At 45.7% G+C, this 17974-nt stretch carries 16 protein-coding genes; 6 read left to right on the top strand and 10 right to left on the bottom strand.

What is annotated here, in order from left to right; genetic code table 11:
• Positions 1 to 2: 2 nt before the first annotated feature.
• Together ACFPRA_RS14530 and ACFPRA_RS14525 are read left to right on the top strand one after the other, a co-directional pair.
• Complete coding sequence (locus tag ACFPRA_RS14530; RefSeq protein ID WP_381436061.1) at positions 3 to 1424, top strand: aldehyde dehydrogenase family protein; 1422 nt, start codon at positions 3 to 5, stop codon at positions 1422 to 1424.
• Between the two features lie 12 nt (positions 1425 to 1436).
• Entirely contained in the window at positions 1437 to 2615 is a 1179-nt protein-coding gene (locus tag ACFPRA_RS14525; RefSeq protein WP_381436058.1) for an iron-containing alcohol dehydrogenase, read from the top strand.
• Positions 2616 to 2754: 139 nt separating this feature from the next.
• On the opposite strand, the gene ACFPRA_RS14520 is transcribed toward ACFPRA_RS14525, so the two are convergent.
• Positions 2755 to 3732, bottom strand: coding sequence for a ring-cleaving dioxygenase (locus ACFPRA_RS14520; protein WP_381436056.1), 978 nt, complete (start codon positions 3730 to 3732; stop codon positions 2755 to 2757).
• Positions 3733 to 3962: 230 nt separating this feature from the next.
• Here ACFPRA_RS14520 and ACFPRA_RS14515 point away from each other — a divergent pair, with 230 nt between their 5' ends.
• Both ACFPRA_RS14515 and ACFPRA_RS14510 read left to right on the top strand, forming a co-directional pair.
• Positions 3963 to 5651: a methyl-accepting chemotaxis protein gene (locus ACFPRA_RS14515; protein WP_381436054.1), complete on the top strand. Its 1689-nt coding sequence runs from the start codon at positions 3963 to 3965 to the stop codon at positions 5649 to 5651.
• A 59-nt stretch (positions 5652 to 5710) separates the two neighbouring features.
• Positions 5711 to 6262 (top strand): Uma2 family endonuclease, encoded by a 552-nt coding sequence (locus ACFPRA_RS14510; RefSeq protein WP_381436051.1) that lies wholly within the window; start codon positions 5711 to 5713, stop codon positions 6260 to 6262.
• A 122-nt stretch (positions 6263 to 6384) separates the two neighbouring features.
• On the opposite strand, the gene ACFPRA_RS14505 is transcribed toward ACFPRA_RS14510, so the two are convergent.
• Positions 6385 to 7239 (bottom strand): dimethylarginine dimethylaminohydrolase family protein, encoded by an 855-nt coding sequence (locus tag ACFPRA_RS14505; protein WP_381436049.1) that lies wholly within the window; start codon positions 7237 to 7239, stop codon positions 6385 to 6387.
• 433 nt (positions 7240 to 7672) lie between these two features.
• On the opposite strand from ACFPRA_RS14505, the gene ACFPRA_RS14500 reads away from it, so the two are divergent.
• Positions 7673 to 8407: a YqcI/YcgG family protein gene (locus ACFPRA_RS14500; RefSeq protein ID WP_381436046.1), complete on the top strand. Its 735-nt coding sequence runs from the start codon at positions 7673 to 7675 to the stop codon at positions 8405 to 8407.
• Between the two features lie 399 nt (positions 8408 to 8806).
• Here the strand turns inward: ACFPRA_RS14500 and ACFPRA_RS14495 are convergent, their stop codons facing one another.
• From ACFPRA_RS14495 to desA, 8 genes are all read right to left on the bottom strand, one after another.
• Positions 8807 to 10114: a D-serine ammonia-lyase gene (locus ACFPRA_RS14495; protein ID WP_381436452.1), complete on the bottom strand. Its 1308-nt coding sequence runs from the start codon at positions 10112 to 10114 to the stop codon at positions 8807 to 8809.
• A gap of 67 nt (positions 10115 to 10181) precedes the next feature.
• On the bottom strand, positions 10182 to 11069 hold the full coding sequence (locus ACFPRA_RS14490) for a D-alanyl-D-alanine carboxypeptidase family protein (protein WP_381436043.1): 888 nt from the start codon (positions 11067 to 11069) through the stop codon (positions 10182 to 10184).
• Between the two features lie 499 nt (positions 11070 to 11568).
• Entirely contained in the window at positions 11569 to 11742 is a 174-nt protein-coding gene (locus ACFPRA_RS14485; protein WP_381436041.1) for a hypothetical protein, read from the bottom strand.
• Between the two features lie 16 nt (positions 11743 to 11758).
• Positions 11759 to 12577: a tryptophan 2,3-dioxygenase gene (kynA, locus tag ACFPRA_RS14480; RefSeq protein ID WP_381436038.1), complete on the bottom strand. Its 819-nt coding sequence runs from the start codon at positions 12575 to 12577 to the stop codon at positions 11759 to 11761.
• Complete coding sequence (kynB, locus tag ACFPRA_RS14475) at positions 12570 to 13205, bottom strand: arylformamidase (protein WP_381436035.1); 636 nt, start codon at positions 13203 to 13205, stop codon at positions 12570 to 12572. Before kynB ends, kynA begins: the two co-directional genes overlap by 8 nt.
• Positions 13206 to 13557: 352 nt before the next feature.
• Positions 13558 to 14169: a response regulator gene (locus tag ACFPRA_RS14470; protein ID WP_381436032.1), complete on the bottom strand. Its 612-nt coding sequence runs from the start codon at positions 14167 to 14169 to the stop codon at positions 13558 to 13560.
• Positions 14170 to 14174: 5 nt separating this feature from the next.
• Complete coding sequence (locus ACFPRA_RS14465) at positions 14175 to 15299, bottom strand: sensor histidine kinase (RefSeq protein WP_381436029.1); 1125 nt, start codon at positions 15297 to 15299, stop codon at positions 14175 to 14177.
• 85 nt (positions 15300 to 15384) lie between these two features.
• Entirely contained in the window at positions 15385 to 16437 is a 1053-nt protein-coding gene (desA, locus tag ACFPRA_RS14460; protein WP_381436025.1) for a Delta(5) desaturase DesA, read from the bottom strand.
• Positions 16438 to 16640: 203 nt separating this feature from the next.
• On the opposite strand from desA, the gene ACFPRA_RS14455 reads away from it, so the two are divergent.
• Entirely contained in the window at positions 16641 to 17744 is a 1104-nt protein-coding gene (locus tag ACFPRA_RS14455) for a M24 family metallopeptidase (protein ID WP_381436022.1), read from the top strand.
• The last annotated feature ends 230 nt before the right edge of the window (positions 17745 to 17974 follow it).

Genomic DNA, 17974 nt, shown 5'->3' with positions numbered 1-17974 from the left:
CGATGAACAAACAATATTACGTAAATGGTGAATGGAAGTCTTCTATGGATTTTGCGGAACTTCAGTCTCCCCACACGAAGGGAGTCATTGCGCATATTCCGCAAGCTACTCGCGAAGAAGTAGAGCAAGCCATTGAGGTTGCTGATGGCGCAAGAAAACAAATGGCTACGCTCACTGCCTATGAGCGTGCTGCTATTTTAGAGCATATTGCCCAACTTTTTATCGACAACCGTCAACAAGCTGCGGAAATTATTTCCTTGGAAGCAGCAAAACCGATGAAGTATGCATTAGGCGAAATCGATCGCACAATCGAAACCTATAAATTTGCTGCGGAAGAAGCAAAACGGTTAACGGGTGAACTGATTCCGATGGATGCCGCGAAAAATGGAGCGAATCGGTTCGGCTATACAATAGAAGAACCAATTGGGGTAATCGGTGCCATTACACCTTTTAACTTCCCACAAAACTTAGTCGCACATAAGGTAGGACCTGCAATTGCAGCTGGAAACACGATTGTGTTGAAACCAGCATCACAAACGCCACTGTCAGCACTTTTTTTAGCTGAATTAATTGACCAAACCGCTTTACCGAAAGGTGCTTTCAATGTCATTACGGGTAGTGGTCGAACAGTTGGCGATGCGTTAGTAGAAAGTGACAAAGTGAAAATGATCACGTTCACCGGTAGCCCTGCTGTCGGCATTGGTATTCGCAATAAGGCGGGCTTGAAAAAAGTAGCATTGGAATTAGGATCAAACGCTGGGTTAATTATCGACAAGGGCGTCGATTTGTCCGACATTGTACCTAAATGTGTCATGGGAGCCTTCTCAAACCAAGGGCAAGTTTGTATATCCCTTCAACGTGCGTATGTTATGGATGATGTATTTGAAGAGTTTTTGGAACAATTCACTGTGTTAACTAAGCAATTAGTCGTTGGAAGCCCATTGGAAGAAACGACGGATATTTCTGCAATGATTCATCCCAGTGAGCAGGAGCGTGCCGTGAATTGGGTCAATGAAGCTGTCGAGCAAGGAGCAGAAATTGTTGTAGGTGGCTCAATCGACAACGGGGTTTTCATGCCAACCATTTTAACGAATGTATCCCCTACTTTAAAAGTTTCATGCCAAGAAGTATTTGCACCAATTGTTATTGTTAACCGTATTTCTTCCATTGAAGAAGGGATCGCAGCGATTAATGATTCCAATTATGGGCTTCAAGCGGGAATTTTTACGAACGACATCCAAACAGCTTTCACTGCTTCTAAACAATTAGAAGTTGGTGGCGTTATGATTAACGACATTCCAACATACCGTGTCGACCAAATGCCATACGGTGGCGTGAAAGAAAGTGGTACAGGTAAAGAAGGTTTAAAATATGCCATTCATGAAATGACCGAAACCAAATTAGTCGTTTGGAATAACAATTAAGGAGTGACCAGCATGTCTGAAAAAATTACTTTCACACCGATTAGCTATACAGGATGGGATTCACTATCCCATCTCTTAGATGAGGTAAATCGTTTTAACGTGAAAAAAATTCTTATCGTGACAGACCCTTTACTAAAGGAGATCGGGTTGACTGATAAAGTCGCCGTGCCTCTGGAAAATGCGGGATACTCTACTGAACTGTATACAGAAGTAGTACCGGAACCGCCGCTTGCAATTGGGGAAAAACTAGTTGCATACACGCGCGACAATGCATTCGATATGGTCATTGGGGTTGGCGGCGGTAGTGCGCTAGACTTATCCAAACTTGCAGGGGTATTAGCTTCGCATGAAGGGCTTGTTGCAGACTACTTAAACTTAACGGGCACAAAGCAAATTACGGAAAAAGGACTTCCTACGATTTTAATCCCGACTACGTCAGGTACAGGTTCGGAAGTGACCAATATTTCCGTATTATCATTGGAAACAACAAAAGATGTTGTCACGCATGATTACTTATTAGCAGACGTTGCCATCGTCGACCCTGCGTTAACGATTTCATTGCCACCTAAAGTAACAGCTGCAACGGGGATAGATGCGCTCACACATGCGGTAGAAGCATATATTTCTAAAAATGCGAGTCCTGTTTCCGATGCACTTGCCTTACAAGCTATTCGCTTAATTAGTAACTCGATCCGCACAGCCGTATCGAACGGGAACGATAGACAAGCCCGTACAGATTTGAGCTATGGAAGTTATCTTGCCGGCCTTGCGTTTTTCAATGCAGGTGTAGCTGGCGTTCATGCCCTAGCTTACCCGCTTGGCGGTCAATTCCATATTGCACACGGTGACTCAAATGCGGTATTACTTCCGTATGTAATGGGTTATATTCGCCAAAGCTGTGAAAAACGAATGAAAGACATATATGATGCGATGGGCTTTAGCTCAGCAAACCTTTCACAAGAAGAAGCTTCATATAAATGTGTTGCAGAGCTAGAACGCTTAGTAGGAGATGTCAACATTCCATCAACGCTTAAAGGCTTTAACATTCCTGTGGAAGCATTGGAAAATCTAACGAATGATGCGATTGAGCAAAAACGTATTTTAGCACGTAGCCCAATGCCTTTAGGCAAAGAAGACATTTATACCATTTATAAAGCAGCTTTCGATGGTGTAATTGCCGAAAAAAAATAAGTTTAACTAAAAGAAATAACTCATCTCAGCCGTCAACGCGAGGATGGGTTATTTTTTGTGCAAATGAAATGGATCATATTCATAGTCAGCGAACAAAAGACCTTCCACACGCCCATTGGACGTATGAAAGGCCTTCCCTTTACTCTTTTACAAATTCGATCGTACTTCTGACCGTGTCGATTGGGCGGACCATTTTCTCGATTTGTTCGCGTTTTGGTTCGAGGAATGGTGGCAACGATAGTTTTTCACCGAGTGTTTCGTATGGTTCGTCTCCCATGAAGCCCGGTCCGTCGGTTGCAAATTCGAAGAGGATGCCCGGTGCCATTCTAGAATATAGGGAGCCGAAGAAGAAACGGTCGACGAAGCCGGATGTTTGGAAGCCGAAGCTTTCGATGCGTTTCGTCCATTCGTCGAGTACGGCACGGTCTTCCACGCGGAAAGCTGCGTGGTGAACAGTACCGAAGCCTTGGCGACCTTGCGGGAGTACGACGTTCTTTTCGACGATAACTTGTGCGCCATTGCCGCCTTCTCCGACTTCAAATAAGTGCAGGTCCCCTTCTTGACTGATCTCTTTGAATAGCAGAACCTTTTCCAAAACCTCTTTCATGTAATCGAATTGAGCAATTCGGATATGGATCGGTCCGAGCCCCGTAATGGCGTATTCCAATGGGATCGGCCCTTTTTGCCACGGAGTGCCCGATACGATGCCTTTGTTGTTTTCATCTGAAATCAGTTGGTATTGCTGGTCGTCGAAATCGACGAAGGAGAGCACTTTGACGCCGAACTGTTCTTGGATGCCGTCATGCTTGACGTCCAAACGGTCAAAGCGTTTCTTCCAATAGTCCAATGCTGCATCCGTCGGCACACGGAAAGCGGTCCGATAGATTTCGTTTGTACCATGCGAGCCTTTCGGGATGCCCGGGAAATCGAAGAATGTCATGTCCGTCCCGGCATTCCCTTTATCATCAGCAAAGAATAAGTGATACGTTTGAATATCGTCCTGGTTCACCGTTTTCTTCACTAAACGCATGCCCAATACATACGTGAAAAATTTGTAGTTCTCTTCTGCACTGCTCGTAATCGCGGTTACGTGGTGCATTCCTTTTAAATGATTCATGTGTATTCCTCCTATTTATATTCAATTTGGTCTCATTATTCGTATCTATACCCAAAATCATTTATCTCGAATTCAAGATAATTTTAATATAGGTGGCGCCATATGTCAATCTCTGCGCTTCAGGAAATCCCTTCATATTCCCTTTACAATTTTTACAATACTATTACATAAAACTTTTCACCTACGTCCTATAATTAGATTTAGCTAGATTGCATAGGGGGACTTTCGACATGAAACTCACGGTTGGCAGGAAATTATGGGCAGGTTTCTCTTTAATATTCGTTATTTTATTGATGGTTGGTGCTTCTGGCTTATGGGCCTCAACCAAATTGAATACGGAATACCGACACCTCATCGATGAAAATATGCATAACGTTTTGTTGCTCGAACAATTATTAGCCAGCCAGAATGAAAATGCTAAAAACGTCCATGGTTTTATCATTTACCACGAAGAATCTTACCTAACAAACCACGAGGCTGTTCTTGCTTCATTCAAACAGACATTGAATGAAATGACGAAGCGAGTGCAGACGGACGCTGAACGCGACATGCTAAAAGCGGTGAAAGAGGCTTCTATCAGTTATCAGGATATTAGCGAAATTGTCATACGGGATGTCCAGGAGGGCAGTTTTGAAACCGCAGCAAAAATCGCGGCTGAAGGGGAAATTTACGAAGAAGCCATTAATGGAAACATCCGCAAATTGATTGAACTTCAAGAAAGCGAGCAAGCCAAGACTGAAGATGAGCTGCAGCAAGTATTGATGGGCATTCAAACAGTCATCGCGGTGCTCATTGTCATTGCCGTCCTTATTACGGTTGTCATTGCTACTGCCATGAGCCGAAGTATTGTGCGCCCTGTCAGAAAAATGACAATGGCCCTCCAGCAACTTGCAAGGGGGAATTTTACGGTAGAACCCGTGCATATTAGGAGCAACGACGAGCTTGGCACGATGGCGAATGCTTTCAATGCCATGCTTGGCGATCTTCGCGGCATTGTTACAAATGCGAGACAGTCTGCGACCCAACTCGCTGTGCAGGCAGAGGAATTGGCCGCCAGTTCGGAGGAAAGCTTAGCCGCTTCCGAAACGGTTGCTGCGATTACGGAACGCAATTTGACAGCCAGTGAGCACCAAACCGTTTCTGTGAAAGAAACAGCGGCTTCCATCCTGGGAATGAGTACCGGAATTACTCAAATGACGACCGACAACAATGCCTTGCTTCAGTCGTCTGAAGAAGTGGCACAGCTCGTCAAGGACGGTGCCACACTGATGAACTATTCCACCCATCAAATGCAGACGATCAATTCTACAATCGGGCAATCTTCCGATACGATCCGTCAACTGGCGGCGCAATCTGAACAAATTCGCAAAGTGACTTCACTCATTACGGCGATTGCGGAACAAACGAACTTATTGGCTTTGAATGCGGCAATTGAAGCTGCAAGAGCCGGTGAACACGGGAAAGGTTTTGCGGTTGTCGCAGAAGAAGTGCGTCATCTCGCCGAACAATCCAAGCAATCCGCTGGAGATATCGGTCGGATGATTGATGTCATGATGCAAAATGTGGACAAAGCCGTTTCAAGCATCGAAGAAGGCAACGTACAAGTGAATGAAGGGCTTGTCGTCACCGAAAAAACAAGCACCATTTTCAGTCAGATTGAATCTTCTACAGAAGATATGCGCATGAAGCTAGCCACCGTGTCCGCTGCCATTGCCCATATTCAAACCATTACCAATAACGTGTTGGGCGAAGCAAACGTCATTGAAGAACTGGCCGTCCAATCATCTGCGGAAGCCCAATCAGCAAGTGCCGCCACAGAAGAACAACTGGCCACAACGGAAGAAATATTGGCAAGCGCGCAGACCCTCGCCGAACTTGCGGAAACATTGCAGAATGATATGGCTCGGTTTACCGTGTGAGGAAACGTTGTAAGAACCCTTCTATGCTATAATAAGGAAAAGGATTTGGAGGGATTTTGATGGCAGAATCAAAAGCAAACCGACGAATCTCGATTTCGGAGATGAGCAAATGGGATGGTAATTGGGAATTAATTGACGGGATTCCTTACAATATGACCCCGGCTCCTTCCACAGCGCATCAACACGTTGTCGGGGAACTTTTTTTCGCACTTCGTACACATTTTTTGGGGGATCGCTGTTCTGTATTTGTATCTCCATACGATGTCCAAATTGATGAAACGAATGAATACACGATTGTCCAGCCTGATATCTCTGTTTTCTGCAATCCGGATCAAATTGGTGAAAAGCGTGCAAAAGGTGCACCCGATCTCATAATAGAAGTGTTATCTCCGGCTACTGCCCTGAAAGATCGTAATCAAAAGTTCAATTTATACGAGCGAACGGGTGTCGGCGAATATTGGCTAGTCGATCCCCTCAATAGAACGATTGAAGTATACGGATTGGCGGATGACAAGTACCGGAAACGGCAAGTTTTCGGACATGAAGATACGTTATCCTCATTCACTTTTTCGGAATTAGCGATTGAGTTGAACGGAGTATTTGTAGACTAAAGCATCCTTGAGGGGTGCTTTTTCAATTTATGACTGGCTTGGAAAACATTATGACCGGCTCAAAGCCAATGATCTTTTTCAACTCGAAAAAACCCCACTGTATCGTGAGGTTTCGATCCGCTCTATTCCCGAACGACCGGCATCGAACAACATCTAAAGGATCCGCCCGATTTAATAATTTCGGAAAAATCGACTTCGATCACTTCGAATCCGTGAGCGCGCATTGCTGCATTGACGTTTTTGTTTTGAGGTAAACTGAACACTTTTTTGTCACCGATCGATAAGACATTTGTGCCCATAGTAAACTGTTCTTCTTCGGACACTTCGATCAATTTATATTTTCGATCTGCAAGCATGTCAATCGTTTTTGGATCTAGCGCTTTCGGGAAAATCAGCCCGACTTCCGGCGAAAGAATATTGAATACGCAGTCCAGGTGCAAATATTTTTCATCGAAAGGGACTTGGACAATTTCATAATCAGGTAGATCGCGTTTCAATTGACGGACCGCCGCTTCCGAAGTCCGACTGCTAATGCCAACATAGACGGTCTGGCGGTCGACGATGACATCGCCTCCTTCTACCCGATCCGTTGTCGTTTGAAACGGGATATCCTCTTCTTCCAACCAGTCTTCCAGTACCTCTTCCTCCCCTTGACGAATCTCGCTCGCCATTTCGGAAACAAAAAGTTCATCCCCGACCGTGAAACCGATATCGCGGGTGAAAACTTGCTCTGGAAACTGCTCGGATGCCGGCAACTTGATCACTTCGACGTCGTGTTCTTTCAACGTTCTTTCAAATTCTTCATGCTGTTTCATCGCCAGTTCCACATTTATATTTTCATCTTCATACTTTTTCTGCACATCATTGATCACTTCTTCAATCGCCATGAACTTCGGCGGGCATAGGATGACACGGCGCAGCGTATCATATTCTGTATCGCATTGGGTGATTGCTGTTTCTTTCATAGGGAAATCCATCTTTCAACCTCCATTTTATCAATTACGCCTCGGCGTAATTGCGTCCAGATTTTGAGTTGCGAATCGAACAGCGAAGGGTTCGATTTGCCGTATTTCTGCGTTTTTTTGCAGAAATTAAGGCACTTAGACAAGCGCAATTAACTCCTTTCAAAATCTGTGACATCCGCCGGAGGCTCAACTTGAATCAGCGGGGAGTTTGGACTCCCTCTGATTGAAATGCATTCTGGCATTCATCCCGCCACTTATGGAAGTGGGGACTTTTGTAGCTGACGCTTCGCTTTCAGTACAAAAAGATTTGCTGAATCAAGTTGATATCTTCTTTATAATCCCCTGTTTCAATTGATGTAAACATTCAATTTTTATCATCTCAAACTATACTGTTTCACCTCTCTCTAAAAGGGAATGGAAGTACAAAAGTTTAGGAGGCAAAACGATGATTCAAACAGGTGAGGCTTTATTGACAAAAGAGGATTTTGCACAGCGTAAAGATTTACCGGATTGGTTATTGGATGCATACCAAACATTTCATGAGACAGTGACGAATAAAACATTTCCGTGTTATTTCGGAATGGGAGGTCAATTGAAAGGTGAATTGCGCTATGGTTATGTGACACAGGATGATTGGTCAAACTTACCGAAGGCGTTGAAGTCTTTTTTAGCCTTATTCGATAATCCTGCCCATAAACGTCACGGGCTCTTTGTCTTTGTGGAACCGTTTGAAGTGGAAGGTTCTTTGGAGGAATATCGACAGCAATTTTGGGAAATTCTTCAGTATTTGCATCAAGTAGATGAAGTGGAGTGGCCTTTGAAAAGTCCAAGAGACCCCGATCATTATCTATGGGATTTCCATTTTCACGGGGAGCCCATTTTCGTTTTTGGCAATGCACCGGCTTATAAGCAACGGAAAACGAGAGACTTGGGAAAGGCGATGGTGCTCGGCTTTCAACCACGTCGAATATTTGAAGGGCTAAAAGGGACTGAAAAAGGCGGTATCATGTCGCGTGAAAAAGTCCGCGAACGCGTTGCCGTCTGGGACCAGTTGCCGAAACATCCCGATATCAGCCATTTTGGCGATCCTACTCATAATGAGTGGAAACAGTTTTTCATCGGAGATGATGCAAAACCGATTGTAGGAAAATGTCCGTTTATGCATAAGGAGATGAGATGAATGCCGTCCACTGTGGGCGGCTTTTTCACGTGGAATGCCTAGTAAGTTCATAACGCACTGGGGAAATAAAACCATGTTTTACTCATGCAAACAACGGTTCACTCTTACTTCATAACGTTCTCTCACATCAACAAAAAAACACAATTTCAATGAAATTTCCCACTCTTCGCACATTATTTCCCGCCTTTTGTCGATTTCCCGGGAAATAATCGTATTATTTCCCGGAATATTCCCACTTTGAACCTGATGGCACCAAATTGCAGTATTTGGTGCCATTCATTAAGCAATTGGTTGCACTTATGCCTTGTTTGATTGCATTCACTCACCATTTGATTGCAACTCAGGACTTCCCTCACACTAAAGAAACCCCGCATCTCTCTACGAGGTTTTCCTTGTTTATTATTGCCCAGCACCTTTTGCATAATAAGTAGCCATTTCCTCTTCAGGTACCATGCTGCCGCCTGTTGACCAGACAAGATGAGTCGCGTTTGCGGAATCCGCATACTCGACGTTCTCACGAATAACATTCACGGGGCCTGTCATTCCGGCAAGTGCGGACGGTTCCAGTCGGATTCCTTCCGTATCTGTGATCAGTTTCAGAAGTTTGAACATCGTTTCATCCCCAATGGTATAACAGCCGGTCATGAACGGTTCCATTGTCTTTCCTACGAAGCCAGAAGCTGTTCCGACAGCCAAACCGTCTGCTGCGGTCTTGTTGTCCAAACCGAAATCTTGGACGGAAAGTTGGTCATGTAAGCCCGTCATCATGCCGAGCAGCATGCATGGGGAATGTGTCGGCTCTGCAAAAAAGCAACGGACGTGGTCACCAAAAGCCAGTTTCAAGCCGAACGCAACGCCTCCCGGTCCTCCGCCGACACCGCATGGCAAGTAAACGAATAGCGGATGATCGGCATCGACGAGTGTGCCTCGCTCTTTCAATTGCGCAGCAACTCGTTCCCCAGCCACCGCATATCCTAAAAAGAGGTCAAGTGAATTTTCATCATCGATAAAGTGGCACAGCGGATCCGCGTCTGCTTGGCGGCGCCCCTCTTCCACCGCTTTACTGTAATCATCGGCATATTCGACAACCGTCACGCCTTTTTCCCGCAGCATGTCCTTCTTCCACTGTTTGGCATCTGCTGACATATGTACGGTGACATCGAATCCAAGTTTCGCACTCATGATGCCGATACTGAGGCCTAAGTTCCCCGTCGAACCGACTGCAATTTTATGTTCGGCAAATAAATTACTGAATTCCGGTTGTGCAAACTTGGCATAGTCTTCTTCTGCCGTGATCAAGCCATGTTCCAGCGCAAGCGTTTCCGCATGCTTCAGCACTTCATAAATGCCACCGCGTGCTTTGATGGAGCCTGAAATCGGCAAAGCATTGTCTTCTTTCAATAGCAGTTCCCCTAGAACTTCTACTCCATATTCATTCGCCAAGGCGGCTTTCATTTGTGGGATCGCTGTAATTGGCGACTCGATAATGCCATTCGATGCTGTCGTTTCCGGGAAAACATGCGCGATGTAAGGGGCAAACCGTTTGAGCCGGTCAGACGCATCCTGCACATCCTTTGCGGTGACGCTTGTTTTGGGAAGAGCTGTTGCTGTTGATTCTACCTGCGGATTCAGCCAAAGGACTTCTTCACGTTCCATCATTGGTCCGATAAGCGGCAGTTCCGCTTTCCATTTATTCACTTCATTTATATTCATGATAAATCCCTCTTTTTCAGAATGTTGTACAAGTAGTATAACATGCCGAATTTTGTTGCTGTTAGTGTAATACAACACGTTCAATCAATTCGCGGGTTAGTTCAAATCGTGGGTTGACGGTATCCGTCCCGTTCGCTTCGACATCCATCACGACTGTGATAATCCGTTTCCCCTCAAAGATACCTGTGCTCACAAAACAGGCTCCTGCTTCCTCTGTAAAGCCAGTCTTTAGTCCATCGATTCCCGGGAAAGCTTGCGGCATACCCGGCAACATCAGGTTGGTACTCCATACCCGCACACCATCCCCTGTTGTAAAGTCTGTCAACCTTGTGAAATCCAGTACTTCTGGATGATCTTCCAATAATTTTTGGGCAATCGTCGCAACGTCCCGTGCTGAGGCACGATTCGTTTGTTCTTTTCCTTTTCCGATGTATTCACCATCAAGCCCGCTTGCATTGTAGAATGTCGTCTCTTTTAACTTGAATTCCCTAGCTTGTTCATTCATCAAATTTGCAAATGCCTCTTCCGTTCCGCTCACCATTTCCGCAAGCGCCATTGCGGCATCATTTGCTGAGTTGACGGTCATGGCGGCGAATAATTCTTGGACTGAATAGGTATTTCCTGTTGTCATACCGAGTTTCGTTGCGGCCGCTTTACCTATTAGTTGCTGCACCTCATCACTCGGCTCATACGTACTTTCCCACGACATTGTTCCGTTTTGGATAGCGTTTAATACAAGGTACTGCGTCATCAGTTTGGACATGCTTGCGATGGGTAACGATTCTTTACTATTTTTCTCATAGAGCACGTTGCCTGTTTCAGCTTCGATCAGCAGCACTGCTTTAGCATTGACATGTGGATCAATCGCTTCCGTCTTCCAATCCTTTTCTTTCAGGACGAAAGTGAAACCGAGCACGATGATAAATAGTAGAAAGATCAATTTCTTCATAGTTCTCACGCCTTTTTAGTCATTAATGCTTATTATGCGTGATAATCATGAAGAATCTCGTAGTGTGTTTCTGAAGAATTTCTTAAGTTTTCTCCACAAATACCAAACGCTGTTCAAATGAACCCGGGCAGATGCCAACCTCCATCCGCACACACCATAATCGTTTTATGCGAATAGTATACAGTAATGATTCAAAGACGGTGGTGATGAAAATAATATTGCCCGCAGTACTTGGCGGTCCGATTTTGCATAGGATCGACAATCTTGTTGGGTCAATGAACCACAGCGGTTCGAGGAGGCGTTCCTACTGTCGATGGGCAATCACATCGACGGGTTCATTGCCGGCACACCCGCCTTTGCGGAATGGACTGACTGCTTTTGGCATCACATAGCGTCCGCGATTTACGTCCGCACAAAAAATGGTTAGTTGCGGGGATAATTCAAGAACTCTATCGAAGAGGACACCTGTAAGAAGTTTACAGGTGTCCTCTGTTATGGTTCATCTTTTAGAATGGATCGCCAAAGCAATGGCACTTAGCCCCGTGACGACTGCAAGCGGCATGGCACGGGCAAGATGCGCTTCTGCCACATAACCGACTGTATACACTTTTAATAATGAACATGCCGAAACGACCAATATGACGACGAGGAGCCATTTTATCCAGTCTCTCATTTCTCCAGCGTCCTTTTCATAATGCCGTCCGCACATCCCATAACTCAGGAAAAAAACGGTGGTCGAGCACGGATTTCAAATAGTTCACACCGGACGAGCCCCCGGTCCCCTGCTTGAAGCCGATGATGCGCTCCACGGTTTTCATATGGCGGAATCGCCACTGCTGATGGCTGTCTTCGATATCGACCAATTTCTCGGCAAGCTGATACAAATCCCAGTGATCGTCAACGTTGCGATAGACGACAAGCCAAGCATCCGCCACCGTCTGATCCCCTTTATATGTGATGGAAAAATCGCGCATTAGCAAATCGGGGTTGATCGGAAAGCCCGCTCTTGCTAATGCTTGGATGGCAACATCATAGATGCCCGGTGCCCGATAGGCGGCTTGAAGCTCAGCGGCAAGGGCTGCGTCTTTCTCGTAAATCTTTAAAATATGGGGCTGTTTGTAACCGAGTGCAAACTCGATGAGGCGATTTTGATAGGACTGGAATCCGGATGCCCTGCCCAGCTTCCCACGGAATTCCATATATTCGGCAGGCGTCAAGGTTGCCAGCACATCCCATGCTTGGATAATCTGCGACTGCGTTCTCGAGACGCGTGCCAACATTTTGAACGCTTCCGGCAGTTCATCTTTTTCAATCAAATCAATTGCCGTATGCAGCTCATGCAAAATCAGTTTCATCCATAATTCGCTCACTTGGTGGATGATGATGAATAGCATTTCGTCATGATGTCCGGACAAGCGTTGCTGGCTCGATAACAATTGATCGAGATGCAAATATTCCCCATACGTCATATTGTCCCGAAAATCCGTGTGAATCCCTTTCTCAGTCATCCTCCCACCTCCGCAATACCGCGCGTACAGGACTGCCATCCCCTTCCACGAGAGGGAGCGGTAAGGCAATGAGCTCGTAATCGCCGGGTTCCACTTCGGTTAGCACGATGTTTTCCAAAATCAGTACATCATTGTCATGGAGTGCATGATGCGCTTCCAGCAATTTGCTCGTCTCTGGATCGACAGACGGCGTATCAACGCCAATGAGCCGAACCCCCCTCTCCTTTAATAAAGGACCGAGATCTGCCCCCAGTACAGCGAAGCTGGTCGGAAACACATCCGTATCCGAGTGCCTTCCAGTTTTCAATAAAATACGTTCCGCCCCACCGAAATCGATACCTTCTAATTCCGCACGCCCAATCCGTTCAACGCCTGTCACGTCAATGACACGCGCGCGTCCAATATAGACGTCAATCGGCAAATCAAGCACTCGCTTCCCTTGATCGTCAAAATGAAACGGCGCGTCAATATGTGTCCCCATATGCGTACTCGTCGTCAGCTTGCCGATATTAACCGAGCCCGTTTCCGCTTTTGAAAACGCCACTTCATACGAAAATGGCGAGTCTCCGGGCCATTCCGCAATGCCATTATAAAGCGGTTGTGAAATATCAATCCATTCCCCTTTCATGCGACCAATCCCCTTTTATTCTCGAATTTTTCATCCATATAGGTCGTATCTTTTAGTAAATAAAACTCGTCTCGTTACTTCGTCAGGCCGTCGTTCGCGCCCACTTCCTTTGCATAATCAATGCTATTCAACCCAATTCATCCGTATGAATTTTCAGTATTTATATAAAGCATACCATACAAGGAATAGGGAGATAGACTGTTTTATCGGCGGTCATACACCGGATATCAGCGCTTCCCAGTCGTTTATCGGCGGTGATTGACCTTATATCGGCGCTCGCATGCAACTTATCAGCGAATCAGGACTTTCCAACCACACAAAAAAACCGACATTTCTGTCGGCATCCCCAATCCTATTTAAACCAGCCCTTCTCCTTAAACCTCGAAATCGCTTCAATCCGATTGCCGACACCAAGCTTATCAAGAATCGTAGAAATATAATTGCGCACCGTGCCCGGCGTCAAAAAGAGTTCGCCTGCAATCTCTTTCGTCGTCTTCCCTTCCGCTATCAGCCCGAGCACTTGGCTTTCCCGCTCCGTCAATGGATTTTCCGTCTCGTCATCTTCGCCATACGCGATATCGACGAGTTCAGGCGCGTAAATCCGCCTGCCGTCCATAATCGTCCGGATGGAACTAACCAATTCTTCAATCGGGCTATCTTTCAATAAATACCCGCGCACGCCCGCTTTCCGGGCACGGTCAAAATAACCGGACCGCGCAAATGTCGTCAGGATAATGATTTTACAATCGCTGGCCTGCAATGCTTCCGCCGCATCCAGCCCTGTCATGACCGGCATTTCAATGTCCATGATGCAAATATCAGGCTGGTGCTCTTTCACCAACGCCACAGCTTCCTCTCCGTTTTTCGCCTTGCCGACGACTTCCATATCCTCTTCCAAGTTCAACAACGAACCGAGTGCCCCGAGCAGCATGCCCTGATCTTCCGCTATGACAATGCGTATCATGTCCATCACTCCATTATATGTGTTAGAACGGCAGGCACACGAACGGTCAACTTCGTCCCGTCCCCACCTTCTACAGTAAGATTTCCATTCACGAATTCCAACCGCTCCCGCATCCCTTTCAAACCGCTTCCCGGCGAGGTCTCTCCGCCCCGCGTAATCCCGATTCCGTTATCCTCAACCGTAATGACAAATTCGTTTGGCAGTTGTTCGAACGAAACATGGCAAGCCGTTCCGTAACTATGCTTCACCACATTTGTGACCGCCTCTTTTAAGCACATGCTTAGCACGTTTTCAACAATGGTCGGGATATTGGTGAATTGAGGGTCGCCCTCCATCGTGAAATCCATTTCAGCTGCCTTCAGCATTTGCCGAATCCGCACCAATTCATCCTCAAGCCTGACAGCGCGCATATCCGCCACCAGTTCACGCACTTCCTTCAAAGCCGTCCTTGCCGTTTGACGGATATCTTGCAACTCTTTGATAGCCGTTTCAGGATCCCGCTTGACCAATTTACTCGCTAAATCACTTTTTAAACCGATCATGGACAATTTCTGACCAAGCGTATCATGGAGATCACGGGCAATCCGTTGTCTTTCCTCCACAATGATCAGTTCCGAAATCCGTTCCTTCGCATGCTCCAACTGCCCTTCCAAGTTTTCACGCTTGTTGCGGTTATACAAATTGAACGGCAACAGCACCGTCCCAATAACCGTGACTAAAATGAAATGGACTTGCGGAAGAAACAATTCGATTTCAATGAAAAAGCCGCCGACAATGGCACCGACCGTAAATGCAATATGTAGCCCATACATGATGAAAAAACCGACCGGATTACGAATGTTTCCGATAAAGAAAGCCGTAAAAATCGACAAATAGACGTACCCGAATAACAATGTCATCCCAATATTGATGACAATTTCAAAACTGAGCCACATATAGACAAGTCCGCTTTTCGATTTGAATGAAAAACGGTAGGACAGGAAAAACAAGAGCAATAATGAAATGCCGACAGCAATTTCAAGCGGCGAAGAAGAACGGAAGAAGAAAAAGAAAGGCAATAAACAAAAGATCACCCATGCATAAATGCTAAGCCATGGATTTTTCGGAAAAATACTATACCAACTATGCATGTCGTGCATTCACCGTCCTGTCTGTTATTTCCATTGTAGCAAAAAATGACGCGAGTGCCAGGCACCCACGCCATTTCCTCTGTATTTATTTTCCTTCAAAACTTGTGCGTTTCGGTTTAAGGTCAATGGATGGACGTGCCGATTTCAATAAGTTTTTCACTTCTTTGAACGTCACGAATGTTTTATGTTTCGGATCATACAAACGAAAGCGAATCGATGACAAGCTTGTTTTAATCGTAATCGTCGTTGCCTGATGAAGAGGTGGCGTCGATTCATGAGCCATTTCCAAGTTATAGTTTGGCACACGCGGCGCCAAGTGGTGGACATGGTGGAAACCGATATTACCCGTCACCCACTGCAATACTTTCGGCAACTTGTAATACGAACTGCCGTCGACTGCCGCTTTAACATAATCCCACTCCGATTCCTCTTCAAAGTACGAATCTTCAAAGGTATGCTGAATGTAGAACAACCAAATCCCGAGTGCGCCTGCAACGAACATGATAGACCCTTGGACGATCAGGAATGCTTGCCAGCCGACGAGCAATATCATCCCCGTATAGAGGACTACGAGCAAGACATTCGTCAAATACGTATTGTACCGCTCTTTCTTCCGTGCATCTTTCCGGTTAAATCGACTTGAGATGAGGACCAAGTAAAGAGGGCCCAAACCGAACATGATGAGCGGATTACGGTATAGACGGTAAGCTAAACGTTGCCATTTGGACGCTTCGACATATTCATCGATCGTCATCACCCAAATGTCGCCCACACCGCGTTTATCGAGGTTCGAGCTTGTTGCATGGTGAATCGAATGCTCGCGTTTCCATTTTTCATAAGCAAACAATGTCAAAACACCTGTGATCGTTCCAAAAATGTCATTCGCCTTCTTATTTTTGAAAAACGAACCGTGCGTACAATCGTGGAAAATGATAAACATCCGAACAACAAACCCTGCTGCGACGACTGCTATCGGAAGTGTCAACCAAATGGACACGGACAAACTTTGATAAGCCAAAAACCATAAAATGAAAAACGGGGGTATTGTATTAACAAGTTGCATGATACTTTTCTTCCGGTCGGACTTCGCAAATGGGGCAACATCTTTATGCAACTGCTTTGTTTTTTCTTTACTCATGTTATCCTCCCTCAATCTCATGTTCTTTTATTCGTTAGATTCATCTTAAAGAAATTTCTAACTTTGCAGAAGACATAAATGTCATGATGACGCGTATGACAACTGTCACTTCTTGTGAATTAATTCACAAAGAGGTAGCTTCCTTTCACACACGGGAAAGATATGACATAATGCTTGCATACTAAAATTATGGAGGGATCCATTTGAGTTCCATTTATGAAGAAAGACGGGCGCAGTTAAAGGCTTATCTGACAAACAACGACATCGGCACGGCGATGATCAGTTCACCGGCGAATGTCTACTATTACACGGGTTTCAATTCTGATCCCCATGAACGCTTCATGGCGCTCGTTATCGATACAAATGCTGATGAGACGGTTCTCTTCGTTCCCGCATTGGATAAAGACGCGGCCATTCAAGATTCCGATATCGCAAAGATCATTCCCATCTCGGATCAGGAAGAGCCTTTCGAAGTCGTCAAAAATACGATCGACAGCATAGCTAAATCGGTCGGCATCGAAGCGAAAGTGCTCAGTTATTACCGATACAACAGCTTGCTTACATTTTTCCCGCAAGTTGAAGTCGTCGATGTCCAACCCTTCATCAACACACAACGCATGAAAAAATCCAAAGAAGAGATCGCTCACCTACGAAAAGCGATTGAAATCATTGAAAAGGTGTTGGCGGAAGGAATTAAAAAAGTGGAGATCGGCATGACCGAAGCGGAATTGACGGCCGAATTGGAATTCTTGATGCGGAAGTTCGGCGCGGACGCACCTTCCTTCTCCACAATCGTCTTGACCGGAGAAAAAGCGGCATTGCCACACGGGTCGCCTGGCGAACGTAAAATTCAAAAAGGTGATTACCTCTTGATCGACTTCGGGGTTGTGAAAGATGGCTATTGTTCTGATACGACACGGACATTCATCGTCGGGGAAGCTTCGGACGAGCAGAAGAAGATTTACGATATCGTCCGCAAGTCCAACCAAGCGGGCATCAACGCTGTACAAGCCGGCGTACCATTGAAAACATTCGATATCGCTGCCCGCAATGTCATTAGTGACAACGGCTATGGTGAGTATTTCAATAACCGCGTAGGACATGGATTAGGAATTGAAGTGCATGAAGAGCCTTCCGTCCATCAAAACAATGAGCAAATTGCCGAAGCGGGACTTGTCTTCACAATAGAGCCGGGCATTTATATCCCCGGACATGGCGGCGTGCGCATTGAAGACACTGTTTATATTAATGAAGAAGGGAAAGTGGAAGTACTTTCTTCCTTCCCGAGAGAACTTCAAGTACTCTAAAAAAGCAGGTACTCCATCGAAACGGAGTACCTGCTTTCAGCCTGTTGACAAACGCTCGCATCCGTTGTTGAGGCCTACAGGAAGTAGGTCATGCATCCGTTGCCAATCGAACAGCAGAGGGTTCGATTTGCCGTATTTCTGTGCTCTTTGCAGAAATTAAGGCACTTTCTTTTAGGACGCGGCGTCCTTAGGATGCCTTCCTTACTCGCTCGTCCGCTTATGAACCTTAG

The organism is Sporosarcina soli (assembly GCF_042655805.1).
Lineage (GTDB): Bacteria > Bacillota > Bacilli > Bacillales_A > Planococcaceae > Sporosarcina > Sporosarcina soli.
The sequence above is the reverse complement of the archived record's forward strand: the minus strand, read 5'-3'. Positions and strand labels throughout refer to the sequence as shown.

What these genes read in the sequence shown, in the direction of transcription:
- ACFPRA_RS14485 (WP_381436041.1), bottom strand. Translation starts at nt 11,742, where the DNA reads ATGAGAGACTGGATAAAATGGCTCCTCGTCGTCATATTGGTCGTTTCG.
- ACFPRA_RS14490 (WP_381436043.1), bottom strand. Translation starts at nt 11,069, where the DNA reads ATGAAGAAATTGATCTTTCTACTATTTATCATCGTGCTCGGTTTCACT.
- ACFPRA_RS14520 (WP_381436056.1), bottom strand. Translation starts at nt 3,732, where the DNA reads ATGAATCATTTAAAAGGAATGCACCACGTAACCGCGATTACGAGCAGT.
- ACFPRA_RS14500 (WP_381436046.1), top strand. Translation starts at nt 7,673, where the DNA reads ATGATTCAAACAGGTGAGGCTTTATTGACAAAAGAGGATTTTGCACAG.
- ACFPRA_RS14465 (WP_381436029.1), bottom strand. Translation starts at nt 15,299, where the DNA reads ATGCATAGTTGGTATAGTATTTTTCCGAAAAATCCATGGCTTAGCATT.
- ACFPRA_RS14470 (WP_381436032.1), bottom strand. Translation starts at nt 14,169, where the DNA reads ATGATACGCATTGTCATAGCGGAAGATCAGGGCATGCTGCTCGGGGCA.
- ACFPRA_RS14505 (WP_381436049.1), bottom strand. Translation starts at nt 7,239, where the DNA reads ATGGATTTCCCTATGAAAGAAACAGCAATCACCCAATGCGATACAGAA.
- kynA (WP_381436038.1), bottom strand. Translation starts at nt 12,577, where the DNA reads ATGACTGAGAAAGGGATTCACACGGATTTTCGGGACAATATGACGTAT.
- ACFPRA_RS14515 (WP_381436054.1), top strand. Translation starts at nt 3,963, where the DNA reads ATGAAACTCACGGTTGGCAGGAAATTATGGGCAGGTTTCTCTTTAATA.
- ACFPRA_RS14530 (WP_381436061.1), top strand. Translation starts at nt 3, where the DNA reads ATGAACAAACAATATTACGTAAATGGTGAATGGAAGTCTTCTATGGAT.
- ACFPRA_RS14525 (WP_381436058.1), top strand. Translation starts at nt 1,437, where the DNA reads ATGTCTGAAAAAATTACTTTCACACCGATTAGCTATACAGGATGGGAT.
- desA (WP_381436025.1), bottom strand. Translation starts at nt 16,437, where the DNA reads ATGAGTAAAGAAAAAACAAAGCAGTTGCATAAAGATGTTGCCCCATTT.
- ACFPRA_RS14510 (WP_381436051.1), top strand. Translation starts at nt 5,711, where the DNA reads ATGGCAGAATCAAAAGCAAACCGACGAATCTCGATTTCGGAGATGAGC.
- kynB (WP_381436035.1), bottom strand. Translation starts at nt 13,205, where the DNA reads ATGAAAGGGGAATGGATTGATATTTCACAACCGCTTTATAATGGCATT.